At 41.9% G+C, this 26,658-nt stretch carries 26 protein-coding genes; 12 read left to right on the top strand and 14 right to left on the bottom strand.

All coding sequences use genetic code 11. The features are described 5' to 3' along the window. Nucleotides 1-750: hypothetical protein (locus J4E76_RS20455; RefSeq protein WP_208506667.1), on the top strand; the 750-nt coding region annotated here is incomplete at its 5' end. A 1-nt stretch (nt 751) separates the two neighbouring features. Beyond that, nucleotides 752-1,531, top strand: a complete 780-nt coding sequence (locus J4E76_RS20450; RefSeq protein ID WP_208506668.1) for a TIGR02757 family protein — start codon at nt 752-754, stop codon at nt 1,529-1,531. 100 nt (nt 1,532-1,631) lie between these two features. Here the strand turns inward: J4E76_RS20450 and pyrE are convergent, their stop codons facing one another. Beyond that, entirely contained in the window at nt 1,632-2,279 is a 648-nt protein-coding gene (gene pyrE / locus J4E76_RS20445; RefSeq protein ID WP_208506666.1) for an orotate phosphoribosyltransferase, read from the bottom strand. 98 nt (nt 2,280-2,377) lie between these two features. Between pyrE and J4E76_RS20440 the strand changes: the two genes are divergently transcribed. After that, on the top strand, nt 2,378-3,061 hold the full coding sequence (locus J4E76_RS20440; RefSeq protein WP_208506665.1) for an NUDIX hydrolase: 684 nt from the start codon (nt 2,378-2,380) through the stop codon (nt 3,059-3,061). Here J4E76_RS20440 and coaD read toward each other — a convergent pair. From coaD to J4E76_RS20420, 4 genes are all read right to left on the bottom strand, one after another. After that, nucleotides 3,049-3,504 (bottom strand): pantetheine-phosphate adenylyltransferase, encoded by a 456-nt coding sequence (gene coaD / locus J4E76_RS20435; protein ID WP_208506664.1) that lies wholly within the window; start codon nt 3,502-3,504, stop codon nt 3,049-3,051. The two genes, J4E76_RS20440 and coaD, sit on opposite strands and share 13 nt — an antisense overlap. A gap of 22 nt (nt 3,505-3,526) precedes the next feature. Beyond that, nucleotides 3,527-4,390, bottom strand: coding sequence for a DUF3822 family protein (locus J4E76_RS20430; protein WP_208506663.1), 864 nt, complete (start codon nt 4,388-4,390; stop codon nt 3,527-3,529). A gap of 2 nt (nt 4,391-4,392) precedes the next feature. Beyond that, the gene (locus J4E76_RS20425) at nt 4,393-4,971 is read right to left on the bottom strand and encodes a hypothetical protein (RefSeq protein WP_208506662.1); all 579 of its coding nucleotides are present in this window, start codon (nt 4,969-4,971) and stop codon (nt 4,393-4,395) included. Nucleotides 4,972-5,048: 77 nt separating this feature from the next. Continuing rightward, nucleotides 5,049-5,540, bottom strand: coding sequence for an NUDIX domain-containing protein (locus J4E76_RS20420; protein ID WP_208506661.1), 492 nt, complete (start codon nt 5,538-5,540; stop codon nt 5,049-5,051). Nucleotides 5,541-5,589: 49 nt separating this feature from the next. Between J4E76_RS20420 and J4E76_RS20415 the strand changes: the two genes are divergently transcribed. Both J4E76_RS20415 and J4E76_RS20410 read left to right on the top strand, forming a co-directional pair. Continuing rightward, nucleotides 5,590-6,039, top strand: coding sequence for a PaaI family thioesterase (locus tag J4E76_RS20415; RefSeq protein ID WP_208506660.1), 450 nt, complete (start codon nt 5,590-5,592; stop codon nt 6,037-6,039). A 2-nt stretch (nt 6,040-6,041) separates the two neighbouring features. Next, entirely contained in the window at nt 6,042-7,442 is a 1,401-nt protein-coding gene (locus J4E76_RS20410; protein ID WP_208506659.1) for an ATP-dependent RecD-like DNA helicase, read from the top strand. A gap of 1 nt (nt 7,443) precedes the next feature. Here J4E76_RS20410 and J4E76_RS20405 read toward each other — a convergent pair whose 3' ends face one another. Together J4E76_RS20405 and J4E76_RS20400 are read right to left on the bottom strand one after the other, a co-directional pair. After that, nucleotides 7,444-7,821, bottom strand: a complete 378-nt coding sequence (locus J4E76_RS20405; protein ID WP_208506658.1) for a DUF423 domain-containing protein — start codon at nt 7,819-7,821, stop codon at nt 7,444-7,446. A gap of 4 nt (nt 7,822-7,825) precedes the next feature. Then, nucleotides 7,826-8,506, bottom strand: a complete 681-nt coding sequence (locus tag J4E76_RS20400; RefSeq protein ID WP_208506657.1) for a YggS family pyridoxal phosphate-dependent enzyme — start codon at nt 8,504-8,506, stop codon at nt 7,826-7,828. 119 nt (nt 8,507-8,625) lie between these two features. Here J4E76_RS20400 and J4E76_RS20395 point away from each other — a divergent pair, with 119 nt between their 5' ends. Both J4E76_RS20395 and J4E76_RS20390 read left to right on the top strand, forming a co-directional pair. Continuing rightward, a complete protein-coding gene (locus tag J4E76_RS20395; RefSeq protein WP_208506656.1) occupies nt 8,626-10,170 on the top strand; it encodes a GH3 auxin-responsive promoter family protein in 1,545 nt (514 codons plus the stop codon). A 5-nt stretch (nt 10,171-10,175) separates the two neighbouring features. Beyond that, nucleotides 10,176-10,811 (top strand): LysE family translocator, encoded by a 636-nt coding sequence (locus J4E76_RS20390; RefSeq protein ID WP_208506655.1) that lies wholly within the window; start codon nt 10,176-10,178, stop codon nt 10,809-10,811. Between the two features lie 129 nt (nt 10,812-10,940). Here J4E76_RS20390 and J4E76_RS20385 read toward each other — a convergent pair whose 3' ends face one another. The 3 genes from J4E76_RS20385 to J4E76_RS20375 are packed head-to-tail and all read right to left on the bottom strand — an operon-like array spanning nt 10,941 to nt 13,747. Further along, nucleotides 10,941-11,990, bottom strand: a complete 1,050-nt coding sequence (locus J4E76_RS20385; protein WP_208506654.1) for a VWA domain-containing protein — start codon at nt 11,988-11,990, stop codon at nt 10,941-10,943. Continuing rightward, nucleotides 11,983-12,876, bottom strand: coding sequence for a hypothetical protein (locus tag J4E76_RS20380; protein WP_208506653.1), 894 nt, complete (start codon nt 12,874-12,876; stop codon nt 11,983-11,985). The genes J4E76_RS20385 and J4E76_RS20380 overlap by 8 nt, the downstream gene beginning before the upstream one ends. Further along, complete coding sequence (locus J4E76_RS20375; protein WP_208506652.1) at nt 12,869-13,747, bottom strand: DUF58 domain-containing protein; 879 nt, start codon at nt 13,745-13,747, stop codon at nt 12,869-12,871. The genes J4E76_RS20380 and J4E76_RS20375 overlap by 8 nt, the downstream gene beginning before the upstream one ends. A gap of 151 nt (nt 13,748-13,898) precedes the next feature. Here J4E76_RS20375 and J4E76_RS20370 point away from each other — a divergent pair, with 151 nt between their 5' ends. Next, the gene (locus J4E76_RS20370; RefSeq protein WP_208506651.1) at nt 13,899-14,255 is read left to right on the top strand and encodes a DUF4296 domain-containing protein; all 357 of its coding nucleotides are present in this window, start codon (nt 13,899-13,901) and stop codon (nt 14,253-14,255) included. Beyond that, nucleotides 14,256-16,622, top strand: a complete 2,367-nt coding sequence (locus tag J4E76_RS20365) for an endonuclease MutS2 (protein ID WP_208506650.1) — start codon at nt 14,256-14,258, stop codon at nt 16,620-16,622. It begins immediately after the preceding gene. A gap of 401 nt (nt 16,623-17,023) precedes the next feature. Here J4E76_RS20365 and J4E76_RS20360 read toward each other — a convergent pair whose 3' ends face one another. Then, nucleotides 17,024-18,289: an acetyl-CoA hydrolase/transferase family protein gene (locus J4E76_RS20360; protein WP_208506649.1), complete on the bottom strand. Its 1,266-nt coding sequence runs from the start codon at nt 18,287-18,289 to the stop codon at nt 17,024-17,026. Nucleotides 18,290-18,450: 161 nt separating this feature from the next. Continuing rightward, complete coding sequence (locus tag J4E76_RS20355) at nt 18,451-18,600, bottom strand: hypothetical protein (RefSeq protein ID WP_208506648.1); 150 nt, start codon at nt 18,598-18,600, stop codon at nt 18,451-18,453. 330 nt (nt 18,601-18,930) lie between these two features. Here J4E76_RS20355 and J4E76_RS20350 point away from each other — a divergent pair, with 330 nt between their 5' ends. The 3 genes from J4E76_RS20350 to J4E76_RS20340 all read left to right on the top strand — a co-directional run bounded on the left by J4E76_RS20350 (nt 18,931) and on the right by J4E76_RS20340 (nt 23,151). Beyond that, nucleotides 18,931-21,312, top strand: coding sequence for a spondin domain-containing protein (locus J4E76_RS20350; RefSeq protein ID WP_208506647.1), 2,382 nt, complete (start codon nt 18,931-18,933; stop codon nt 21,310-21,312). 454 nt (nt 21,313-21,766) lie between these two features. Beyond that, nucleotides 21,767-22,009 (top strand): hypothetical protein, encoded by a 243-nt coding sequence (locus J4E76_RS20345; RefSeq protein ID WP_208506646.1) that lies wholly within the window; start codon nt 21,767-21,769, stop codon nt 22,007-22,009. A 5-nt stretch (nt 22,010-22,014) separates the two neighbouring features. After that, nucleotides 22,015-23,151, top strand: coding sequence for a DUF4221 family protein (locus J4E76_RS20340; protein WP_208506645.1), 1,137 nt, complete (start codon nt 22,015-22,017; stop codon nt 23,149-23,151). 405 nt (nt 23,152-23,556) lie between these two features. Here the strand turns inward: J4E76_RS20340 and J4E76_RS20335 are convergent, their stop codons facing one another. Then, the gene (locus tag J4E76_RS20335; RefSeq protein ID WP_208506644.1) at nt 23,557-25,734 is read right to left on the bottom strand and encodes an OmpA family protein; all 2,178 of its coding nucleotides are present in this window, start codon (nt 25,732-25,734) and stop codon (nt 23,557-23,559) included. 3 nt (nt 25,735-25,737) lie between these two features. Beyond that, nucleotides 25,738-26,652: a type IX secretion system membrane protein PorP/SprF gene (locus J4E76_RS20330; RefSeq protein WP_208506643.1), complete on the bottom strand. Its 915-nt coding sequence runs from the start codon at nt 26,650-26,652 to the stop codon at nt 25,738-25,740. Nucleotides 26,653-26,658: the final 6 nt, after the last annotated feature.

The following is a 26,658-nucleotide window of genomic DNA, read 5'->3' as shown; positions in this document are numbered from 1 at the left end:
GATTTACAGTCGGGTGCCTTGCTTATTAGCTTTGATAGCAATGGTGAGTATCGGTCGTCTAATGCTGAGTTTTCAACTGAGTCTGGTACCTCAGATGGTACGAGGCCTTCTAACTGGTCGACCGACCCTAATGCGAATGTATGGTTTAAGTTTGTTGCTCCATCAAATGGAGAGGTTGAGGTTGAAGCTAAGGTGTATGGCTCAGAAGGTTATATGCAGTATGCACGACTGGCATTGTTTGATGCACAAGGCTCAGAGTTAAGTAGTGTGAATCATATTCAGGGCAATTCTGATGTTAGTCTATCAGCAGAAAACCTGACTTCTGGTTCTGAATACTTTTTGACAGTGGATCAGGGAAATGGTGAGTCTCATCGTAGAGGTACTTTTACGCTTTCTATGGATTTCGTAGCTGATCCTCATTCTTGTATTTCTGAGTTATGGGCGATAGCAGATGGCAATTGGAGTGACCCAAATATTTGGTCTGATACTGAGGGTGGCAGTCCAATATCGACTATACCATGCGACCAGTCAGTAGTTCATATTAAAGGCTTCGATGTTTCCTTTAGTAATACATTACCGGTAACTGTCAAACGAATTGTTATAGTAGGGCTCGCATCTACAAACACTAGGTTAAGTATTATTTCTGGGGAGTTGAACGTGATAGAAAAAATAGTAACTAGTGGTAACGGGGCCAAATTAAAGACCAATACTTCCTCTACTATCAGAGTGACCGGTGTTGGCGGTAGTTAAGATGAGCGAAGACCATTTAGGAATAAAAACCTTTCTAGATGAAAAGGTAGAAGACTATAATCAACCTTCATTTATTCATCCTGACCCGATCAGTATTCCGCATGCCTATACGCTTAAACAGGATATTGAGATTACTGGTTTTTGGGCTTCTATTTTGGCTTGGGGCCAAAGGGTAACCATTATTAATAAGTGCAAGGAGTTGTTTGCGATGATGGATAACCAACCCTATGATTTTATTCTCAATCATAGTGAAAATGATTTGAAACCCTTACTCAAGTTCAAGCACCGTACTTTTAACGATATAGATACACTCTATTTTATTGCTTACTTCAAGAACTTTTACCAAAACCATAATTCACTAGAAGAAGCCTTCTTGAAAGGTTTTAAAGAGACCGATGAACATATAGGTAATGCACTGATTCAATTTCACGATCAGTTCTTTGCTTTGCCTGATGCGCCTCAGCGAACAAGAAAACACATCGCTACGCCAGCCAGAAAATCAGCATGCAAGCGGCTTAATATGTTCTTGCGCTGGATGGTTAGGCAAGATGATAAGGGAGTTGATTTTGGTATCTGGAAGAATATCGAGCCATCGAAACTAATATGTCCCTGTGACTTGCATGTAGAACGCGTAGCCAGGAAACTAGGACTTATCGATCGCAAACAGATGGATTGGCAAGCGGCACTAGAGCTGACCGAAAACTTAAGACAATTCGACTCAGAAGACCCTGTCAAATATGACTTCGCCCTATTCGGCTTAGGAATCGAAGAGAAGTTTTAGAGAATTAAGAATTAAGAATTAAGAATTAAGAATTAAGAATTAAGAATTTTCCTTCGCTATACGCTATACGCTATACGCTATACGCTATACGCTATACGCCTTACCCCCAATTCCCAGGATCATTTCTCCATTCTTCCAACGAAGTCAGATCTGACTCATTGATATAACCCAATTCCATTGCTTTTTGAAGCATGATCTGATAATTGCTCAGGCAGTGCAATTGAATGTCTGCATTCTTGAAATTGTCATCGGCAAGAGGAAATCCATAGGTAAAGATGGCGAGCATGCCCATTACTTCAAATCCTGAAGCAGTTAGTGCTTCTGCTGCTTTTAGTGAGCTGCCACCAGTTGATACAAGGTCCTCAACTACAATCACCTTCTGTCCGGGAGTTACCTTTCCTTCGATTAGGTTTTCCATACCATGCCCTTTGGGCTTAGACCTTACATAGACAAATGGTACGCCTAAAGCTTCCGCCAAAAGCGCTCCTTGTGGAATACCGGCCGTTGCTACACCTGCAACTGCTTCATAACCAGGAAACTTAGCTTTTGCTGCCTCAGCCAAGGCTTCTTTGATAAAAGTTCTTGTTTCGGGAAAAGAAAGCGATAATCGATTGTCGCAATAGATTGGTGATTTCCATCCAGAACTCCATGTAAATGGATTTTCCTTACTCAATTTAATTGCTTTGATCTGCAATAAATCGGATGCTACTTTCAGGGCAATTTCTTTTTCACTGAGAACTCTTTCCATGTCGCGAATTTAAGATATTTTTTTTCTGAAAATGTCATGATTTTCTTTCACCTACTTAGAGATTTTTTTTTCATATTGACAAAGAATTAAGACCCTCAATGAGGATTTATATAAAGGATACACCCCTAAGGATCAAAAGGCCTGAACAAATCAAGGATCAGAGTCTTTTTGACGAAGTTCTCCAAGAGGATGATCTATTGATCAATGAGCGCAAGTTCAGAGGTAACATGCTCATCTTTAACGCCAATCGAGATACGATTAAGAGTATTCTCTTTATCCTACATAATAAGAAGATCAAAGGCCTTGAGTCGGTGACAGTGGTTACGCCTCATTATGACGAGGCAGTAGAATACATCAAAAGTAAATTCAAAATCATCAATGCAGGTGGTGGTGTGGTTTACAAGAGTGGAAAAATTCTTATGATTCATCGATTGGGCAAGTGGGATTTGCCAAAAGGCAAGATTGAAGGTAAGGAGTCAGTCTTGGAAGGTTCCAAAAGAGAGGTTGAAGAAGAGTGCAATGTAAAAGTTGAAGTGTTAGACAAGATTTGCACCACTTGGCACACCTATACTAAAGGAGAGAAGAGTATCCTTAAGAAGACTGTTTGGTACCAAATGGAATGCCTTGATGATAGCGAGATGAAGCCTCAGTTAGATGAAGGTATTGACGAGGTACGATGGATGAGTAAAAAGGAAGTAGATGTGGCACAGTTTAATGCATACAGCTCCATTCAGCACGTCTACAAAAAATTCAAGAAGCACCTACTGGCTCACAAATCGTAGGGGAGGTATTTCTGAACATTCCCACCATAGCGGTGAACTTCCCTAATGATTGAAGAATTGACCGCTGCCAGCTCAGCAGAGGTAATTAAGAAAACCGTTTCAAGCCTATCGTTCAAATCTCGATTTACCTGAGAGATACTATTTTCATATTCAAAATCGGTCGTATTTCTTAACCCACGAAGAATGTATGAGGCTTCTAATTTATCAGCAATCTGAGCTGTGAGCTCATTGTAAACTAATACCGAAACTTCTGGGACATCTTTGAAGGTCTGATTGATTTTCTCCTCCATGTATGCGATTTCGAAATAGCGATTGGCCTTTTTGCTGTTATAACCTATCGCCACAATGATTTCATCAAAGAGCTTGAGTCCTCGCATTACGATGTCCTCATGGCCTTTAGTAAATGGATCAAATGAACCGGGGAAAAGTGCTATGCGCTTCATATTATAAATCTAAGCAATAAAACTAGAGGTTCGAAAGCACATCAAAATACTCCATTTGCTCCAATTCATTAAATAGGGGATGTATATGGATGTCAGAAGGGCGCTGCCCTAATTCAATATTCCTGAAATACTTCTTCAATGTAGGTAGATGCTCGTTTACTTGGTCTTTAATACCATGTAGAAGTAAGGGGATAGATTGACCTTCTTCACTATACTGACGAGATGTCAATAAAATGCGTTTGACCAAGTCCATTGAATCAGAAAATTGGAATTGATTATATATGGCTACGCGACTTAGGTTAAAACCTGCAATCATTACCTCTTTATCGTTGAGCAAAACATATACGCTGCTTTGAGCTCTGTTTCTCAACTGACTTTGTAGGCCCTTTAAATAGGCCACACTTTGGTGATTGAACTGTAAGCCGTTATTGGGGTATTTCTCTTTGAACCATGCCTTAATTTCCGCTGCATAAGCAAATGCAATGGAGAGTCCCAGTTCATCCAGAATCTTGAATCGATATTCATCCTCATTCGGATCGGTAGGCTGGTTTAGCTGAATATACTCTTGAAGTAAGGACTTATCGAAAACCGGAACTGGAACGAGTGAGAACTTATCATTCCGAATGAAAACCTGAACCTCTTTCCAAAAACCCGCTGCAATTAGGATGTGATCATCATAAAGCCGCTGTAGATTTTCGACCCGACTTAAATCCGATTGAAAGGACACGTCCTCTAAAAGTAAAAGGAGCTTTTTCTGAATGTCTAGAATACTGATCTGACATGAATCATCACCAATAAAAAACGAAAGACGATACTGATCAATGCGATCAATATCCAGTCTTTCGTCTTTTAATGATAATCTTGTTGGCGTATTAGTAGAACGCAATTTTATTGCCAGTTACCTGCGGTAGTAATGTCAGTTCTAGAACCGAATCTCAGAGGTCTGCGTCTCTCATTTTCGTTATCTTCCGTTCTCGTTCTGTCAAAAGGGTAGGTGTCAACAACCTCAATGTAATCAACACTTACACCAGATTTAATCGAATCTTTTGCATAAAGAGAGAAGTACTTGCCGCTTGAGTGAGGCAATTCTGGAAGCTTCTTGAAATCATAACCTGCAGAAAAAAGTGAATCTCTTACAGGAATGATATCCAAAGTATCATAAACAAAAGTTGATCTTTCTGCACCGTAATCTAGAATTTCAATTTGTTCTGTTCTTTGAATCACGTAGATATTTCCAGAATCAGCATAAGAGATTAGTTTCTCCCATGTGTCTGCGTAATCTCCGAAAGTACTTTGGTAGGCATTTTGAGTGTCTCGGATAAGCTCCAGTTTGGCTTTTACCAAGTTCTCTATTCTTTCAATTTCTTTTCCCTTCTCGATAGTCGAGTTAATGCCATCATAAAGGAAATATGCCACTACAATCGCTAGGACAAAGAAAACACCAGTGAGTATTTTAGTAAGGTTCATTTTCGAGGTTGATTTTCGCTAAATTAACTAATTATTTAGGTAATCCATAATAAATGGAAACGCTAGTTTATGGATAATTAATGATATTTGAAATAACCTTTTCGATTAATCAGTACATCGATTGACTCATTGTTTTGAAGTACATAATGAAGACTTTCCAATTCTTCGGTTCTAAGTACCTCCAAATCAAAGTACCCCAGCTGTGTAAGTATCTGATCATCAGTAGACAATTCAGGGTCCGTTCCTAACTTGAGATCGCCAGAAATCGGGTTCACCAAGAAGAAGAGCTCGATACCATGAAGTGGGGGATCTAGATACTCATGGACAAAGAGGAATTGTTCAACCTCGATGGTCAGGCCCGTTTCTTCCTTGAACTCTCTGGTTAAAGCTTCTTCTGCACTTTCGCTATACTCCATTCCACCACCAGGAGGCGCCCAAAGCGATCCCGTCTTGCCAAGTGGGTTGTGATGAACCAAGAGTATCTGGTCATTCTTAATGCAAATTCCGCACACCCGTACCCTAAGTTTTTGGCCGTAAGCTTCCGATATCTTAGCATCTATCTGGGTCATCTGTAGGGGTGATTAAGACTAGTGGATATATTTGCACAAATTGTAGTCTATGGTAAAGGTATTTAATCCTGAGTTCAAGTCAAGGATTGAGAAATTTCTAGAGCGTCAGCATTTCATGAAATTGGTCGGCTTTGATCTAAATGTCATCGAAGCAGGGCGTACTGAAGGCTGGTTGGATTTAACAGAAGATCATAAGCAACAGACTGGTTTGGTACACGGTGGTGTCACTGCTACGCTGGCCGATATTGTTGCCGGTTTTGCTGCAGTGACAGTTGTTGCTGAAGATCAGCATGTGGTCACTGGCGAAATAAAAATTTCCTATTTCACACCAGGCAGAGGCCAAAAACTGCATGCCAAAGGATGGGTGGTGAAACAGGGAAGAAAGATGAGCTTCTGTGAGGCCGAAGTCTGGTCTGTAGACGGTGAAGAACGTACTCTGATTGCTAAAGCAAGTACCACTATGGTGACTATCTTTCCTGAAGACAAGAAAAAGTCTTAGGATTGGCCAAGCCCTCAGAAATATTAGTCAGCAAATTTCCCTTCGAACCTACCGTTGGTCAACGAAAGCTCTTTGGCTTGTTTGATGACTTTCTATTAGATCCAAAACTTCGAAAGCCTGTATTAGTACTTCGCGGTTATGCCGGAACGGGAAAGACCACTGTGGTAGGTGCCATTGTTAAGATGCTCCCCTTTTTCAATTACAAGTATGTATTGATGGCTCCAACGGGTCGGGCGGCAAAAGTAATGGCTGGTTATACCAACCGAACGGCATTCACGATACACAAGAAAGTCTTCCAGCAAACAGCCGAGCCAGGTGGAGGTTTGGCCTTCAAAAGGCAGAATAATTATCACAAAAACACACTGTTTATTGTCGATGAGGCTTCTATGATTTCGAATCAAGCGGAGTATGGAAAGAACGGTTTACTCACCGATTTAATGGATTATGTTTTTTCTCAGGAAGGAAATCGACTATTGCTGATTGGTGATGTAGCGCAGTTGCCACCTGTGGGATCGCTTGAAAGCCCAGCCTTAGAGAGTGAATTCCTGGCCCAATCTTTTGGTAACGACATAAGCGCATTAGAACTGACAGAAGTCATGCGACAAGAGGAGGAATCAGGCATCCTTTTTAATGCTACCAATCTTCGTAATGAACTACTAAAGGAAGACTTCGCTATTAAGTTTGCTACTTCTAGGTTTAAAGATGTATTCAAGATGACCGCTGAGCGCCTGGAAGATGGATTGCGCTATGCATATGACAAATATGGTACTGAGAATGCCGTGATAATTTGCCGGAGTAATAAAAATGCGGTCCAATACAATCAGTACATCCGAAGAACCATCCAGTATAGAGAAGATGAAATTGAGGCCGGTGACATCTTGATGATCGTTCGGAATAATTATCATTTTCTACCCGAAAATGCTCCTGCTGGTTTTTTGGCTAATGGTGACTTTGTGGAGGTAATGAAAATCATCCGGTTTGAAGAATATTATGGACTTCGCTTTGCCGAACTTAGGGTACAACTTTTGGACTATCCTGACCAAGAACCCTTCGAGGCGAAAGTTATCCTGGATACACTTTACTCCCCAGAAGCATCCTTAAATAACACGGATTACAAAAGACTTTATGAAGAAGTCACCGAAGGCTATGCAGACCTTTCGACCAAAAAGGAGAGAATGAAGGCGATCAAAAGTGATCCTCATTTAAATGCACTTCAAGTCAAATTTGCCTATGCGTTGACATGCCACAAATCACAGGGTGGTCAGTGGGATGCTGTTTTTATAGATCAAGGTTATTTGACCGAAGAAATGGTAGATAGGGAGTATGTACGTTGGCTCTATACAGCCGTTACTCGGGCAACCAAGGAACTCTTTATGGTCAACTTTCACCCAAGGTTCTACTAATCTAGAGCGACTTTGAAACGCCTAAAATCAAGAAAATCCACCCCATGATAAAGGCCAACCCTCCAATCGGGGTGATGGCACCTAGCCAAGTGATATTGGTTAAGCTAAGCGTATATAGTGAGCCACTGAAAATTACAATACCAATCAAAAAACTGATCCCCGCATAATTGAAGTAGTTGCTCTGCACATTGAGCATTAAGATGCCTAGGAGAATTAAAGCCAGTGTATGGTAAAATTGATATTTCACAGCTGTCTCGAAAGTATCGAGCCGCGCATTGGCAGTGAGCGTTGCCTCCAGACCATGAGCTCCAAATGCTCCGATGCCAACAGAAAGTACGCCTAGAATTCCACCGAGTATAAGTATGGTTTTTGCTGTCATATAATTATTGTTGAGGGTAGTTACGTGCACCAAAAATGGCGCTTCCGATTCTGACCATGGTGCTGCCTGCTTGGCAAGCCTCTATGTAATCACTTGTCATACCCATGGATAGCTCCTGCATATCGACATTTTCCAAATCGAAATTGCTTTTTATCTGATTGAAAAGCGACTTGAGTTGATCAAACTCTTTGCTTACCTGAGCCTTGTCGCTGGTGTTAGTCGCCATACCCATCAAACCAAGGATTTTTACATTGTTATACTCTTTTAAAGAGTCGCCATTCAGAAAATCCATCAACTCAGTTTCGTCAAAACCAAATTTGGTCTCTTCTTCGGCAATATGAACCTGCAATAGGCAAGCAATCACTCTATCGTTTTTGAGGGCTTGTTTGTTGATTTCGGCCAATAACTTCGGACTATCTACCGCATGGATCAAGTGAACAAAGGGAGCAATATACTTTACTTTATTCCTTTGCAAGTGGCCAATCATATGCCATTTTATGTCTTTGGGCAGTACTTCTTCTTTGGCAGAAAGCTCCTGAACCTTGTTCTCCCCAAAATCTCTTTGGCCACCTTCATAGGCTTGTAACAAATCTTCAACAGGTTTAGTCTTACTCACAGCGATAAGTCGTGTATTGTAAGGAGCTAATTGCTCATTGTAGTGATTAATGTTATTTACAATTGACATATTGCAGAAATGCGATCGAGTTTAGATTTCTATTATCTTTGATCAAAATGATCGATCGGTCAAAGTTAGAAGATTTTAATCTCTAGCATAAGGTCATTTTTTAGAGAAGACAACAACAAATGCCCATAATTGGATCAATTTTAAAGAAAGGCATAAAGCTCAGAGAAACTCTCGAGCAAGATTATACCTCTCCTTATGACTTACAGAAAAAAGAGCTTTCAAAGTTGCTTATCAGTGCTCGCAACACGCAGTTTGGAAGAACTTATGATTTCCACGCAGTTTTAGAACAGTTCAGAAGTTTCGGTCAGCACGACTTTTTTGAAAAGTTTAAAGAGCTCGTCCCTGTCTCGGATTATGACAAGATGGATGAAGGTTGGTGGCACAAGATGCGCGAAGGCGAGTCTGACGTAAGTTGGCCAGGCAAAACGAAGTTTTTCGCACTCAGCTCAGGAACATCTGGAGCAGCATCTAAATACATTCCTGTGACAAAGGATATGATTCGCCAGATCAGAAAAACGGGAACAAGACATATTTACACCCTCTCTAAGTACGACTTTCCGGATCAATTCTTTCAGTCGGGAATGTTGATGTTAGGAGGAAGTACAGCATTGAATTTCTCAGGGAATTACTACTACGGTGATTTAAGTGGAATCACCACTGGTCAGTTACCGCTTTGGGTGCAAGGCTTCTCTAGGCCTACTCCAAAGATTAAGAAGCACAAGGACTGGGAAATTAAATTAGAAGAAATTGTAGAATCTGCTCCTAAGTGGAACATCGGTATGATTGTAGGTGTGCCCGCCTGGATGACCATACTTCTTGAGCGCATTATCGAAAGGTATGGTGTCAAAGATATTCATGAGATCTGGCCTAACCTGGGTTCATTTGTACACGGTGGTGTGGCCTTTGAACCCTATAAAAAGAGCTTTGACAAGCTGCTTGGTAGACCAATCCATTACATAGAAACTTACTTGGCTTCTGAAGGCTTTATTGCCTTTCAGGATACGCCCGAAAATCGAGGGATGAGACTGATGCTCAATGGTGGTATCTTCCATGAATTCGTTCCATTCAACGAAGAGAATTTTGATGAGGATGGGCAGATTGTTGATAATCCAGAAACCTTAATGATCGATCAGGTAGAAGAGGGTAAAGATTATGCACTGTTGATTTCAACATGTTCAGGTGCCTGGAGATATTTGATTGGAGACACCGTTAGGTTCTTAGATAAGCACAGCTCCGAAATTATCATTACAGGTCGTACCAAACACTTCTTAAGCCTTTGCGGAGAGCATCTTTCGGTAGACAATATGAACCGGGCCGTTGAAATGGCTTCTGAAGAGTTCAATATTGGTATTAAAGAGTTTACCGTAGCAGGTGTGCCGGATGGTAAGCTGTTTTCTCACCACTGGTTTATTGGAACGGACGATCATGTAGATGTTGAAGCTCTAAAAGCTCGAATAGATAACTGTCTTAATGAATTGAATGACGACTATGCAGTAGAAAGAAAGCATGCGCTAAAGAATATAGAAATGGACGTTCTCCCTACAGAGGTTTTCTATGATTGGCTAAGAGCCCAAGGCAAAGAAGGTGGTCAGACAAAATTCCCACGTGTTTTAAAGAAAGAAAAACTTGAAAGCTGGCTATCCTTTGTTGGCGATAAGGTCTAGACTGCATGGACATAATCATTAACGGATTTTTGTTTGGGTTACTGCTGTGTGTCTTAATTGGGCCGGTATTTTTTGCATTGATCCAAAACGCCATCGAGAAGGGATTCTTCTCTGGCTTCTTTATGGCAGTTGGTATTGCCTTGAGTGACACCATATATATTTTCATTACCTATCTCGGTATTTCTCAGCTTACAGATAATCCATCTTTTAATATGTGGCTGGGCGGTATTGGTGGAACCATTATGCTGGTCTTTGGGATATTCTATATGTTCAAGCCCATACCAACCAAGGGTTTAAAGCAGCTTCATGCTGAAGAGACCAAATGGTTTCAGCAAATAGTGAAAGGGTTTGTGCTTAATGGAATCAATCCTTTCGTGCTGATCTTTTGGATCGGAATTGTTAGTAAGATCACGGTGGACTTTGAATACACGACTAATGAAGCGATTACTTTTTTCATTGTGCTGATTGCAACAGTATTCTCAGTGGATGTTCTCAAATCTTATTTTGCGGTTAAGCTGAGCGAGATTGTAACGCCACGCTTTATGAAGATTATGAATCGAGTAGTAGGCGTGGCACTTGTGCTATTTAGTCTGCGCCTCTTCAATTTTGTGCTCGAAGGCTTTGGTATTGAGCTTTTCTAATCCCTTGCCTTAATTCTCGATTATTGACGCAGTACTCTATTTGGCCTTGCAATCAAGGGCTATGGGCTTGACAAACATTCTGGGAAAGGTGACGATCACACCTGAAAGTATTGGCTTGGTCCTTAGGTTCTAGTCTTCCAGTACGTTACTGATAAACGTGCTTTTAGAGAGTAGGTAGAGCAAAAAGAACACAATGCCCCAGCTTAAGTAAATGCTGTAGAAGTCTGTTGTGTTTTTGTAACGTGTTTCCTTGATTTCGGCTTTCTCGTACTGGTCGATCAACTGGAAAACGCTCTGTAAAGCTTCGTTGTCCGAAACGCGATAGAACTCACCATTTCCAATTTTGGCAATCTCACGAAGCGTGGTTTCATCCAATGTGTTTTCAACATAGTTCGGTCTGCCAAAGAAGTCTTTTCCAAAAGGAACTTTGCCCTCTTTGCCGATACCAATCGTATAGATTTTAATGTCATAAGCAGATGCTAACTCTGCGGCCGTTACTGGGTCGATATTTCCTGCAGTGTTATCTCCATCGGAAAGTAAAATCATCACCTTAGAAGCAGCTGTAGATTCACGCATGCGGTTTGTGCCTACTGCTATGGCACTGCCAATTGCCGTTCCGCGATTCTCTATTTTATTAAAGTCGATTTCCTCTTCGATGAATTTATAGAGCAGTTCATAGTCAGTGGTAAGTGGTGATAGAGAATAGGCATCGCCAGAGAAGATGACGAGACCAATACGATCCTGACTTCTGCCAGTGATAAAGTCCCGCGCAGTCCGTTTGGCAGCTTCCAGTCGATTAGGCTTAAAATCCTCAATCTGCATAGATTCTGAGATGTCAATCACCAAAGCAATGTCAATACCTTCAGACCACTGCTCTACCTCTTCATTTGTCCTTTGAGGGCGCGCTAATGCAACTAGGAGTAAAATGATCGATAGGGCCATCAAAGCATTTGGGATAAACCTTAAATAGCTGGCCCAGTGTTTTTTGATTTCCTTTTTTGGAAGGGCCACAGGCAGTTTCTGCTTGATTTTGCTACCGATCAGCCATTTAAGGATGAATAATAGAAGGACTAGCGGTATAGCATAAAGCACAAAGAAGAACTCCCAGTCAAAAGACTTGAAAGCTGTGGGTGTAAACCACTCCAGCGAATACCATTTATATAGTGTTTCGTCAAGCATTCTTTATCTCTTCCGTTACATGATTATACCTGTCTTCAGAGTAATCTTTCAAAAACTCAAAGTCGTTCTGCAAAGCAGTTACTTCTATCGGACTGTAAATGTTTTTATCTATGGACTTCAAAGTTTCCTCCAAAGAAGAACTCTTCTGTACTAAAACGATCTCTTTGGTGGTGAGTTTAGTATAAGGCACTTTCTCAAGCTTTTCCATGTAGCCCTTCCAGAACTTCAACACCGATTCAATTTTAACTTTAGTTGTATCAGATTTTAACTGATCAATTTCCTGATCAAAGAGCTCCTTGAACTTGATTAATTGCTTATTCAGTCTGTAAAGCTTGATTTTCTTGTGAATGGCCTTACCCCAAACGACCATTACTATTATGGCAATGATGCCAAGAACAACTAAGCCTATGACCCAATACGGATAATTGAAATCCAATGACAATGGCATAAAAGCCGAAGTTTCAGCGAGACTTACCGAGTCAGGCATCTGTGTTACCACCTGATCTAGAATGATGGAGTCCATCAAACTATAGAGTTGAAGACTGTCGTTGCCCGTGTAAAGAAAAACAGGTAGACTCAGCCTTTGTACCGTATCAATTTCAAAAGTGGCTAAATGATATACCGCACTATCAATACTGTTGATTGAGTCTGATTGGGTATCGAAATATTGTTTGTCGAGCAGCTCGAAAGGGGAGAAGTCGAATAGAGAATCTGGGAAGAAAACAGGTCTGTTTTTGCGATCCTTATAACTCAAAGAGTAGGAGACCGACTCACCAATCTTAACACTATCTTTTAAGAAAAAGCCAACTGGTTTTAGCTCCTGCGCTGCCGCAGTGCTCGCCATTAAAACCACTAAAATCAGAGATGTTAGTAACTTTCTAATCACGCTTCATCGATTTATTCCTGATCATAAAAAGCTTAATAAGCTGTGGGACATAATTGTCCTTGGTATTGATTTCGAGATAATTGATCTGGTGTTTTCGGCAAAACTTCTCCAGCTCACCTTTATTCACCGTATAGGTCTTCTCTAATTTTTTTCGAAAGTCTTTTGAAGAGGTGTTTACCCAAACCGTCTTACGACTCTCTTTGTCATAGATGGGTACAATACCCAAATTAGGCAGCTGCGTTTCGCGATCGTCCTTCAGATGAATGACAACTAAGTCATGCCTTTTGGCAATAAGCCTCAGGTTTTGCTCATACCCTTCATCAATAAAGTCGGAGATCAGAATGATGACACTCTTCTTATGAATGATTTCGAGTGCTCGCTTGATGCCCTCTGATAAGTCAGTTTTGGTAGACTTAGGTAGGTGGTTGTACAGTTCGTGAATTATGGCATACCCATGCTTATTACCTTTTCCAGACTTCACGTACTTTTCCTTTTGGTCAGAAAAAGTAAGTAGGCCTACTCTGTTCTGCTGTTTTACGGCGGCCAAAGTAAGTACTCCGGTAATCTCTTTTCCGATGTCGACCTTTTGAGCGCCTGGGGTTCCAATTTCTTGAGAAGCACTAACATCCAGAAGGAAGAAAACGGTCTGTTCTTTTTCCTCTTTAAACGTTTTTACAAAGGTGCCGTGCCCTTTGGCAGATACGTTCCAGTCGATTGTCCGGGTGTCATCACCATATTGATATTCCCTCACTCCGTCAAACTCCATACCCGAGCCCTTGAATATAGAATGGAAATCACCCTGCATTCTTGAATTAATGGCTTTTCTGATCTGTATTTCGTACTTCCGAAGTTTGGAAATAATATGCTCCATAATAAAGGGTCAAAAATATGACTTATTTGAGTTCTGGAAAGTCCTTTAGTTCTTAATTTTGGTTAATTCTGGGGTTTTCCTCCGTCATATCTTTTACTTTTGCTTCCACGTAAGAACAAAGTGTTCTCGAAAGTAACTTGGACGTGTTGAGGTGAAAAAGGTTTTTTTATTTACGGTTGCTCTTGTTGTTTTCTCTTGTGGAAAAAAAGAGCAAATCCCAGACAGTATCTTAAGTGAAGCCCAGATGGTGGATCTATTGATAGATATTCGAATGGCCGAGGGTAAAGTATCCACACTTACCTTAAACAATGATTCATCCGCGATTTTATTTAAGGTGCTAGAAGATGAGATTTTCACTGAACATGATATCGATTCTACAACCTATATGACAAGCTATAATTATTACCTACTAAACCCTGCAAAGTTTTTGCGCATCACCGATATCGTTATTGATAGTTTGAAAGTAAGACAGCAAGAACTGACCACAGGAAGAAGGCCCAGCAACTAAATGTTATACCCAAAGAATCTAGAGCAAAAGCTGGGTTTTGACAAAGTCAGACAGCATCTACAATCCTTCTGTGAAAGTAATCTAGGAACTCAGTTTGTTGAAAAAATAAAGTTTTCAGCCAACAGGGAAGATATTGAGCAGTGGCTGGCCCAAACGGATGAGTTCGTTAAAATCATTCAGAGTGGTGAACTTTTCCCTAACTCCAATTACATTGATATCACCCCTTACTTTGCAAAAGTAAGAGTTCAGGATGCGCATCTATCAGAAGAAGAGTTTTTCGATGTCATATTAGCACTCAAGACATTAGACAAATGCCTCGACTTTTTTAGAGAAAAGCGAGAAGAATATCCTTTCATGTCTGAGTTAACCCACCCTGTATTTTTTAACTCAGACCTGCTTTGGGCGCTGGATAGGGTTTTTGATGAAAGAGGAAAACTTAAGGATAATGCCAGCGATCGACTTTACGAAATCCGAAAGGGGATTGCTTCCGAAAAGCAAAGACTTCGTGGCGCCTTGGATAGAATCATTGCCCATTCTAAAAAGGATGGCTATACCCCAGACGATCTTTCTATTACCATTAGAAATGGTCGGATGGTCATTCCAATGTTTGCCGAGCACAAGCGTAGAATCAAAGGATTGGTGCATGGAGAGTCGGCCACAGGCCAAACGGTATATCTTGAGCCTACGGAAGTCTTTGAGATTAACAATGAAGTTCAAGAACTTGAATATGCCGAACATCGGGAAGTCTCAAGAATTCTGATTTCGCTGACCGATGAATTGCGGCCTGAAGTAGAGAGTCTCAAAGGCATCATGAAATTTTTGGGCCTGATTGATTTTATCCGATCGAAAGCCCGCTTCGCCATTGATATTAGCGCATGTAAGCCTCAGTGGTCAAATAGTAAGCAGTTTAAGTGGGAGAACGCCAAGCACCCAATCCTGCTAATGAACCATCGGGAGCTTAATAAAGAAGTAGTTCCTCTGAATATCGGTTTGAGCGCAGAAAAACGGATACTTCTGATTTCTGGCCCCAATGCAGGTGGAAAGAGTGTGTGTCTTAAAACCGTTGGGCTGCTCCAATATATGTTCCAAAGCGGACTGCTGGTTTCTGTCAATGAGACTTCTGAGTTCACCGTGTTCAATGACCTTTTTATTGACATCGGGGATGAACAGTCCATCGAAAATGACCTGAGTACCTATAGCTCTCACCTGATCAACATGAAGAACTTGTTGATTCATGTGAACAAGAAAAGCCTCTTTCTAATCGATGAATTTGGTACTGGAACCGAACCACAATATGGAGGAGCCATTGCAGAATCAATTCTTACAGAGCTAAATGCCTCAAAAGGCATGGGCGTTATTACAACACACTATGGCAACCTTAAAGAGTATGCCGATAAAAATCCAGGGCTGCTCAACGGAGCCATGCGCTATGATATTCATAAGCTGCAGCCACTCTATGAGCTTGAAGTAGGTAAACCGGGTAGCTCCTTTGCATTGGAAATAGCGACCAAGATTGGCTTGCCAAAATCTACCATTGACAAAGCCAAGAAAAAAGTAGGAGTGAAGCAGGTGTCTTTTGATCAAATGCTGGGTCAGTTGCAAGCGCAAAAGCAAGAGGTAACCAGAGCAGAGCAACGCATCAAACAGCGCGAGCAAGACCTGAACGAGCTGACTTCCCAATACGAAGACTTAAAAGCCCATCTTGAAAAGCAAGAGAAGCGCATTTTGAACAAGGCAAAGCAAGAAGCTACGCAAATCGTTCAGGAAGCCAATAAGGAAGTAGAAAAGGCCATTCGTGTCATTAAAGAAAAGAAGGCGGACAAAGAAGTCGTCAAAAAGCAGCGTGAGCAACTGGAAGCCGTCAAGAAGAAGAATGTTGTCAAGGCCGAAGCCAAGACAAAGTCAGATGCTGAGATCAAAGTGGGTGATTATGTTCGTGTCATAGGACAAGACACAGTTGGTCAGATTGCAGCCATTAAGGGCAAAGATGCTGAGCTAAAAATGGGAGCACTTACTTCATTCGTAAAGCTCAATCGCCTGGAGAAAGTCAATAAGAAAGCCTTTAAACAACAAGGCCAGGTGCAGTCCTATTCAGGTTTTGATTACACGGCCAAGCGTGCTGACTTTTCAGCTAAGATAGACCTCCGAGGTAAACGAGCCGAAGAGGTAATTCCTTTGCTCGATGTGTGGTTGGACGAAGCCATTCTATTGGATGCCAAAGTGCTCCATATCCTTCATGGTAAAGGCAATGGAGTACTAAGACAGATTACACGCAATCACCTGGGTACCTACAAAGAAGTAAGCACCTACCGCGATGAACATGTTGACCGTGGAGGAGCGGGCATCACCGTGGTGGAGTTGAGGTAGCTTTGAGCCAGACTTAATTAGTACGTCATTTCGATCACGAGTACTTAACTGGATGTAGTTTGTAACTACATCCTAATATGACTCTATGATATCATAGTACTGTTACACCTGTCTGCCGACAGGCAGGAACTACACTTAGGTCGGTTGGCTCTTAGAAAGTGCTTTTTAGACGAGCGTGATAAGATCTCTCATACTTCGAGATGACTAAATTTTACAGTTATCGAAATTTATATTAGCACGTCATTTCGAACACAGTGAGAAATCTTAGCCATCAAGAAAGTCGGGCTTTGTAGTCAAAATAAGGAGATTCTTTCGCTTCGCCTGTCTGCCGACAGGCAGGTTCAGAATGACGTCAACGATATCAAACCATACTACCACTTCAAATGGTCGATGATTGTGAATTATCTAAACCGTTCAAAAGCAGCTCTTTCCAATGCTTCTCTATGATCGGGATGTGCAATCTCAATCAATGACTTGGCGCGTTGCTTTAGGTTCTTACCATATAAATTGGCTACACCATATTCAGTGGCGACATATTGCACGTGTGCACGAGTAGTCACAACGCCAGCACCAGACTTCAATACATGAGAGATTTTCGATTCGCCTTTGCGGGTCGTGGAAGTCAATGCAATAATCGGTTTTCCCCCTTTGGATAATGAAGCCCCTCGGATAAAATCCATTTGCCCACCTACGCCAGAGTACATGGTTGTACCAATTGAGTCAGCACAAACTTGCCCAGTTAAGTCGACCTCAATAGCACTGTTAATACTGATCATATTGTCGATTTTGCGAATCACTTTCGTGTCGTTGACATATTCGATGTCCAGCATTCGAATCATGGGATTGTCATCCACAAAGTCGTAGAGCTTTCGGCTACCAATCATAAAACCGGATACCAAAACATCCCTATGTCGCTTTTTATATTTGTTGGTAATCACCCCCTTTTCCATCAAGGGGATCACGCCATCAGAGAACATTTCCGTATGAACTCCAAGGTCTTTATGGTTACCCAGACAAGCCAGCACAGCATCAGGGATGGCTCCAATGCCCATTTGAAGCGTGGCGCGGTCGTCAATCAATGCGGCTACATGCTCACCGATGGCTTTCTCCTCTGGTGTTAAGGCATGAGGTGGTAGCTCGGGTAGTTCTGCAGTGGCTTCAAAGTAGCGTGTCAAGCGGCTTACATGAATCAATCCGTCACCATGAGTTCTAGGCATTCGAGGGTTTACTTGAGCGATGATGGTTTTAGCACACTCCACCGCGGCCTTGGTAGCGTCAATGGAAATTCCCAATGAGCAATAGCCATGCTTATCCGGTGGAGAAACCTGAATTAGGACCACATCTACAGGGATAACGCCTGATCGGATCATAATGGGTACTTCGCTTAGGAAACAAGGAATAAAGTTTACACGTCCGGCCTGATGTGCTTTCCGCACATTGCCACCCAGAAAGAGCGAGTTGATCTCGAAAGATTTATGATGTGCTTCATCCGCGTAGGAAGCGGCACCCTCTGTATGCATATGATAGACTTTTACATTATGCAGTTCTGGTGCGCGTTCCGACATGGCTTCCACTAAGGGAACCGGTGTAGCTGCAGCCGTATGGACAAAGACAGATTGACCAGATTCGATAATAGAGACAGCTTCTTGGGCGGAGTTGACCTTCATTGTTTTTTTTCTCAAAAGTGAGGCTTGAATATTTCGGATACCCTGATGAAAGTCAGGTTATGAAAATATCTTTTTCATTTAATCAAACGGCTATGAAAGTGTTAACATGATAAGACCCCTATCCCGAAGCCTTGGGAGAGAAATCTTAACCATCCTACAAATCAGGCTTTGTATCCAATAATAAAGGGATTCCGGACTAAATCCGGAATGACGTCTAAAATGGGGAGAGACTCCTTCGCTTCGCCTACAGCAGGTAGGTTTAGAATGACGTCAAGGAAGAGGGGATGCGTAATGGCTGCTATTTTTTTCACAGCTTTTTAAAAGAAAAAACCTTCTATTGGAAATTTCTCTTCAACCTATTTGAATTAGCCTTCAATTTCTCTCAATACAGAATAATTCTTCTCTGAAAGCCATAATATCGATCAAATATTCTTTGGTGAAAAATGTATTTCACATGTTTTTATGTTGTCTGGCTGACACAAAGCCCTTCTTCTCAAAATAATCATGCAGCCATTTCTGCAAGGTGCTCTGTATACCATAATCAAAAACTGAGAAACATTCTTGAGTCATCAATTGAAAGACCAAGATCACCCTCGGTTCGAAATGGAAAAGTTTAACAGACAATAATTAGTAAAACAGAAATGGATAGTAAATTTTTAAAGAAGAGTATTTTGGGAGGCTTGATGCTTTCAGCTCTAGCGATTACTTCATGTGATAATGAGGACGACAATGGTACCAACCCGACAGGGCAGGATGTATCTGTAGTATTGAACGAGGTAAATTATGCAAGTGGCGATTGGCTTGAGATCTATAACAATGGATCTGAAGTGGCTGACCTTAGCAACTACTGGCTATGCCTCGGACCTGGTAGCTACCAGCAATTGAGCAGCTTAACACCACAGGCAGGTTCAGTGAATAACCTCTCTGCTGGTGAGTATCTAGTATTGCCTTATACAATGCCGGATGAAGAAGGTGGTTTAGGCTTATATTCTACCAACGAGTTCACCAATGCAGAAGCACTTGTTGACTTTGTACAATGGGGAGCTGGAAGCAGCGCTCGTGAAGATGTAGCTGTGTCTGCTGGTCTTTGGACGGCAGGAGATTTTGTGCCAACCGTAAGCGATGCTAGCAACAGTATCATCTTCGATGGTGAAGGTAATGGAGTAGCCAACTGGGCAGAGACTTCTCAGCCTACTCCTGGCGCAGAGAATGTATTAATGGTTCCTGAACCTGCACGCTCGATCATTATCAGTGAAGTGCAGTACGGTAACCAAGACCAGATTGAGTTCTATAACAATGGCGAAGTAACCATCGACTTGAGTTCTTACTGGTTATGCTTAGGCCCTGGCACTTATGTGCAGGTTGGAAGCCTTACACCGACTTCTGGCGACATTCAAGTAGAAGCAGGAGACTTTGTAGTATTGCCATATGCTATGCCTGATGATGAAGGCGGACTTGGCCTTTACTCAATGAACCAGTTTGCCAACCCAGCGGCAATCATGGACTTTGTACAATGGGGTGCTGGCGGAAGCGCTCGTGAAGACGTTGCCGTGTCGGCAGGAATCTGGACAGCAGGTCAGTTTGTGCCTACTGTAAGATTGAATAGCTACAGTATTGAAGTGGATATGGAAAGTGAAGGAAATCTAGCTTCAGATTGGTCTGAGGAAGTAAATCCATCATTAGGTGCGCCTAACGATGCTGATGTTGAAACGACAACTTTCAACGTAACCATCAGCAATGTCACTAACTACTTGAACGTACACACTTTCACTACGCCTGTAGGAGCTACTAGCCCTGGGCCACTGAATGTAAACGGTGCGCAATACCAAATTGAATTCAAAGCAGTACCTGGCACTAAATTCACTCCAGTGACTATGATGGGCAACAGCAACGACTGGTTCCTAGCACCAACGGATTTAGCAGGTATCGATTTATTTCCGAATGGAACAGCATTGAACAATGTGGATATCGCAAACCAGCTTTCGCTTTATGATCTTGGAACAGAAGCCGATGGTATGCCAGAGAGTTTCCCTCCAGCAGGAACGAATGTTGGTGCTGCTGATTCAGACCCAACAGTACGTTTAGTTTCAGGCAGACCAACAGGTGAGGTTTACATGAATGCAGTACTAACTTACGCTGCAGGAGCTCAGGACGAGGCTGGTACTTTCACATTGACAATGACGGCCATCAACGCTCCAGATGCGAATCAGGCAGCGAGCCAAACGAATGGCTTTGTGGTTACTCCTGGTATTGTGGTATTACATGCTTTACCAGAGCCATTATTTACCCTTGGTGCTGAAGACAGACAGGTTGGACTCGAAAGAATTGCCGAAGATGGTATGCCAAGCGAATTGTACGGTTGGTTTACAGAAACAGGTACTAACGGTGCTCCATTAAGACTCTCTTCTAGCTTGAGCGTATTCTCTCCAGGCTTGATCTACGCTTTCAATACAACTACTGACCCGCTATTCACTCAAGGTGAAGCAGCAAAAGCTGGAAGTGGTATCGAAGAATTAGCTGAAGACGGTAACAACCAGGTAGCGGTGGACTATATAACAAGCTTAGGCCTACCAGTAGCGGCTAGTAACGAAACAGTAAATATTGGACCGGGCGAAGACTTGACATTCGAGATTGAAGTGCCTGCTGGACAGAATTACAAACTAGGTATGGGTACCATGCTTGTACAAACGAACGACTGGTTTGTGGCTTATAACAACAGTGGTGTTGCCCTTTGGGATGCTAATGGTGTACCAACAAGTGGTACTTCTAACAGTGCCAGAACCTACTTGTACGATGCAGGTACTGAGGTAGACCAAGCAGTAGGTTTCGGTGCCGACCAAGCGCCAAGACAGGCTGGACCAAACCAAGGTGCTGTTGATGGTAATACAATTGTAAGAAGAGTTGCTGAACTAACTGATGTGCAGTTTGGTAAAGGCGCAATTGCTAACGGACCGGGTACTACTTACCTAAGAGATCCAAGAGGTGGTTACAATATCATTAGAGTTGATATTCAGCCGCAATAAATTCACAGAGAGATTTAAGAAATTCCGAGACATTATCTAGGGATGTTTGATTATGTGGGAGAGCCCCTGGCCAGTATTGGTCAGGGGCTTAGTTTTTCCCATCAAATTAAATTAGCACGTCATTTCGAGTGAGGGGAGAAATCTTAACTATTTAGAAATTGAGATTCTGAAACACCCCGAAGCTTCGGGGCAGAATGACGAGATTCTTTCACTTCGCTGTGCTTCGTTCAGAATGATGAACAAAGAACGGAATGACGAAAGGGAGTTGAATGGGTAGTCTCTCTAGAAAGAAACCACTCAACTCTGATATCTCATTTCCTAAAGCATTATTAACATTTTATATTTATATTATTAATACTTATGAGTATATTAAATAATTGGCTGGACATTGTATTTGAATAAGGGGTATGCCGAAAACCCCAAATAGAGTAGGCATTTAGTTAATCATATCAAGATGAAAAAAGCAATTAGAATGTTTCTAGCCTTAGCTGTTGTTGTGTTTATAACCACAGCCTCATTCAGTTCCTATGCTGGTTGGGATTACAAATCAGAAACTTCCATAGACCGAATGGAAGGTAGAATTTACATAGTCACACATTGTGAAGACAAACTAGGGGATGACTGCAATATGGTAGGCAGTGCCTCTAGGACAGATATAACCTTGTTGATGGATATGCTGAAACTCTTTAAGCGATAGCCGTCATGAAGCTTATTGCTAGGTTGATTCGGGATTGGCATATATCAATCCCTTTTTTGTTTTTCCTTTCCTGCTCCTCTAATAACAGCAGAGATAAGCTAATCTATAGTCACTTCTCAGCTATGGATAGTCTGGAAGTAGTGATGCCCTTACCGTTTATTCAGCACACCAATTGGACAACTTATAGGAGAGGAACAAAAAGTATATTGGTAGAATATGGACTGGATGACTATGGGAACATCATCATCCATCAGGTTGACTTCGACAAAGCAGCTTATCTGAATCCAATGGTCATAAGTAGAGAAGGACCAAATGGATATAACGCGTCAAATGCTTCTGTCTTCTTTAAACAGGAAGACTCAATCTATGTTTTTCCCGCTGCTAGAAATTCATTTTTCCTATACAATGGTGCTGGAGAGAAGCTCAGTGAATATCTATATAGTTCCTCATCATTTGAGAGATATTATAAAAATGGTTATTACTCCAGTTTGGTTGATTATGACGATAGGCTAATCTTGACAACAATCAATGACACTAGGCATGATGACCCTTCTTACTTCGATAAGGTAACTCCGGTAAAGACTTATGATTTTGAAAAAGCAGGATTCACTGAGCCTCTAACATACCCAAAGTATATCAGTGATAAACATATTCCTTCAAACCTTACAGGAGCAATGATACACCCCCTTGATTCTGGTCACTTCATTATTAACTACAGCTTTTCCGATTCCCTCTATGTCCATAATATTCGTACTAGAAAAACTGAGGCGGTCTATTGTGGCGCCAACGGTTTTGGAAAGCCCAAGCTCCTAAACAAAGTGCCAGATAAGCTGCAAGAATTAGAATACAACCTTAAGGAGGTCAATTATGAGTTGACTTTCTTCAATGCTGGAAAATTGTATCGGGTAGTTTCACACCTACCGAAGCGATATCAGAGTTATTCAATTCCGGAAATCGTCAACCAGAATTTAAGAAGAGTGTCGCTCATTGAAATGGATATGAATACTCAGGAATTAAGGTTTTATCGCATGCCGATCGCCAAGTACTTTGTTTTTGATGATGACTTCTTAATTGTTGGAGGGGTTTCTATACGAGAAGTCAATGGAGAGACCTTGAGAAAGTTTTATAAGTATAGCCTCTAAGACTAGATAGCTGATTGGGTCCTAATCTTTGAAAACCAAATTAGAATGACGAACTATTCGGGAGATTCCTTCCCCGAGCGCTCACTTTTATTGTGTGCTGGTATTACTCTCTCTCTCTCTCTTCTGGGTTGATGCTTGATCTACTAGGGTGATAAGATCTCTCATACTTCGAGATGACTAAATTTTATAGCTTTTGCAAAACCTTATTAGCACGTCATTTCGAGTCAAGGAGAAATCTTGACCAATTAGAAAGTGAGATTCGGAAACACCCCGAAGCTTCGGGGCAGAATGACGAGATTCTTTCACTTCACTGTGCTTCGTTCAGAATGACGGACAAAGAACGGAATGACGTACGCGATATGGAGATTCCTTCTCCCGATAAATCGGGATCGGAATGACGATAGGCTAGAAAGAAACTACCTTAAATTCCGTACGCCTGTTGGCTTGATGCTCTTCAGAGCTACACTGAACACCATCTTCACATTGGTTCACCAACTGTGTTTCGCCATAACCCTTGCCCACAATCCTATCCTGTGCGATACCTCTAGAGACAATATAGGCAGCAGAAGAACGTGCCCTGCGATCGGACAAGGCCAAGTTATAAGGGTCGCCACCACGCGAATCCGTATGAGACCCCAGCTCAATCTTAATCGTTGGATTATCCGTCATCATGGCAACGATTTTGTCTAGCTCAAATGCCGCATCAGGACGAATTTCAGACTTGTTCAAATCGAAATAAATGTTCTCAATTCTAATAGCTCGGCCTATGACAATCTCATCCATTTCCAAGTCGAACTTGATCAGTCCACTAGGGTCGGAACCAGTTTCAACCTTGGTTCTAAAGTTGAAATAACCTTCTTTCTGCAAGAATACATCGTATTCAGAGTCGGGTTGTGCGATAAAATAGAGTAAACCATTCTCGTTGGTTCTCACACTGTCAACTTCACCTGTTGTGGTTTCCGTAAAGGTTACCAAGGCATTGTCGACTACTCGTCCGGCAGGAGTTACCAAATCACCTTTTATAACCAATAGTTCTCGCAGAGGGATCCTTAGAAATTCTTTGTCCAAAACATCATCAAAAGTCTTGGCCGAGTCCAGACCAACTGACCAATCAGGTTTGGTGGCCGTGAAGTCATAATCCTTATCCCAGTCTAGCACAAACTCGAAGTTTCCATCTGCCTGCGTGGTGATTTTAATACTGTCACCATCAGCTGTTGATAGAAATACATCGGCATTGCCCAATGGGTTTCCAGATCTCTGATCTACCACTATCCCTTTGATGGCAATGTTCTCTGGCTTCGGTGGTTTAACAATGCTGAAGGAGTAAATATCATCGCTGCCCATTCCACCTTCTCGATTAGAAGTGAAGTATCCGTGCTTCAAAGAATCACCTAGAATAATAGCGAAGTCATCTTTTCGCGAGTTCATCGGTATACCCATATTATAAACCGTTTGACTACTATCGGTAAGCACTACTTGGTAGAGATCCAGGCCGCCCACACCGTAGTGACCATCAGAAGAAAAGAAGAGTACACTATCGCGCACAAAAGGGAAAACCTCATCTCCAGAAGTATTGATTTTCGGTCCTAGGTTAACCGGCTCTGACCATTCACCGTCATCCAATCGGCTCATATAGAGGTCTACACCACCTTGTCCACCTGGCATGTCAGATGAGAAGTAAAGTGTCTTTTCGTCTGAAGAAATCGCTGGATGGCCAACGCTATATTCTTTGTTGTTATAAGGGAAAGGTTGGGGTTTACTCCATTTACTGTTGACACTAGCACGCTCTGAAAGGTACAGTTGCAGGTGGATCGTTTCGTCTTCGGACTTGCCCACTTTTCTTCCATTATAATTGTTACGGGTGAAGATTATCTTTTCATAATCGTCATAAAAACTAAGAGGCCCCTCGTGATACTTAGTATTCAAAAGGTCACTAAATAAGTCCACTGTACTGGTGGAATCGCTTGTAGGTTTGTAGTGATAGATCTGCAAAAAATTAGTGTCGTCCCAGCCGTGTCTTCTTTTCACTATTTTAAATCGAGATCGGTTCGAACTAAATACGACCCCTTCTCGATAGAAAGCCGGGCTAAAATCAGAGCCTTCGGAGTTAAATGCGGCTGTATCAATTTTATAGCGTGCTGAGTCCAAATAGAAAGCCTCGAAATTATCGATGCCTGCGATCAAGTTGTTCGCCCTTCCTTGGTCGTCAGATTCGCTTCTATAGCGTGCCAACCAACTTCTAGCGCGATCGTACTGCCCATTACTCATTAAAGCTTGCGCATAATAGAGTTTGTGAATCGGGTCGGAGATAGAATCGTTTACAATTTCGGCATACCAAACAGCGGCCTTTTCTGGCCGATTCATCAGGCGATACGATTCTGCCAATTGCAGTTTGGCGTAGCTAAAGCTAGAATCTTTCGCCACCAGGCGCTCATAGATTTTTGCTGCTTCCACAAATTCAAAGCCATCGAAAAGTTTTCCAGCACGCATCACATCTAATCTCGACCTGTTTTGTGCTTGCACCAGTCCTGAACATAAGATCAGAGCAAATACCAATAAGAGTTTTAAGTGTTTCTTCAGCATTGCTTAAAAGTATCTTGGTGAAATGATCTTTTTCTTTCCGAATACAAACCTGTACTGAATCATAAGTTCATGCGAGCCTGCATTCACCCTTCTTAGGTCTGTAGTGGTGGCAAAATCATAGGCATAACCGAACTGAAATTGCTTAGAAATTTGGACTTGTACTAGCGCATCAAAGGAATCGAATGAACGATAGGAGAGCCCTGCCCATATGATATCCTTGATTAAGAAATTGGCATTGATGTCGAATTCCACCGGAGCATTCTCCACATACTTAATCAATAGATTGGGCTTGAATTTTAAGTCTCTGGAGATATCAAAAACATAACCCGTATAGCCAAAATAGTGGCGCTCCAATCTAGAGTCGGAATCACTATTGTTTACGTCCAGTTTACTTCTAACAAGCTGAGGTACTGATACACCAGCAAAGAAGCGATTGGAGTTAAAATATAACCCTGCACCAAAATTGGGACGATTTATATTGATGTCTCCCTGACCGAAAGCCGGGTCTGAAGTACTGATTCGACTCAGCTTAGAGTTATAATTGCTCAGCCCTCCCTGCAGCCCAAAAGCCAAACGAGCGGAACCGCTAAACCTAATTCTATAGGCAAAAGCCAAGTAAGCGGTAGTCTGGTCCGTTACTCCAATGTTGTCATGGATCAGCAGTGCTCCTACATTGGCGCTCCCACTGGCATTGAAAGGAGAGTGGATACTGAAGGTCTGGCTAGCAGGTGCTCCTTCGAGCCCCACCCATTGTTCCCTTGCCAGGAAGGTAGCCGTGATATTATCGTGGCTACCGGCATAGGCAGGGTTAATGGCCAGGCCATTAAACATGTATTGTGTAAACATGACCTGTTGCTGGGCCATGGCTACTTGACCAAATACTGTCAGAATCAGAGCAAGTGATATGTTTCTTATCATTTTCAT

The organism is Roseivirga sp. E12, from assembly GCF_017592825.1.
GTDB lineage: Bacteria > Bacteroidota > Bacteroidia > Cytophagales > Cyclobacteriaceae > Roseivirga.
The sequence above is the reverse complement of the archived record's forward strand: the minus strand, read 5'-3'. Positions and strand labels throughout refer to the sequence as shown.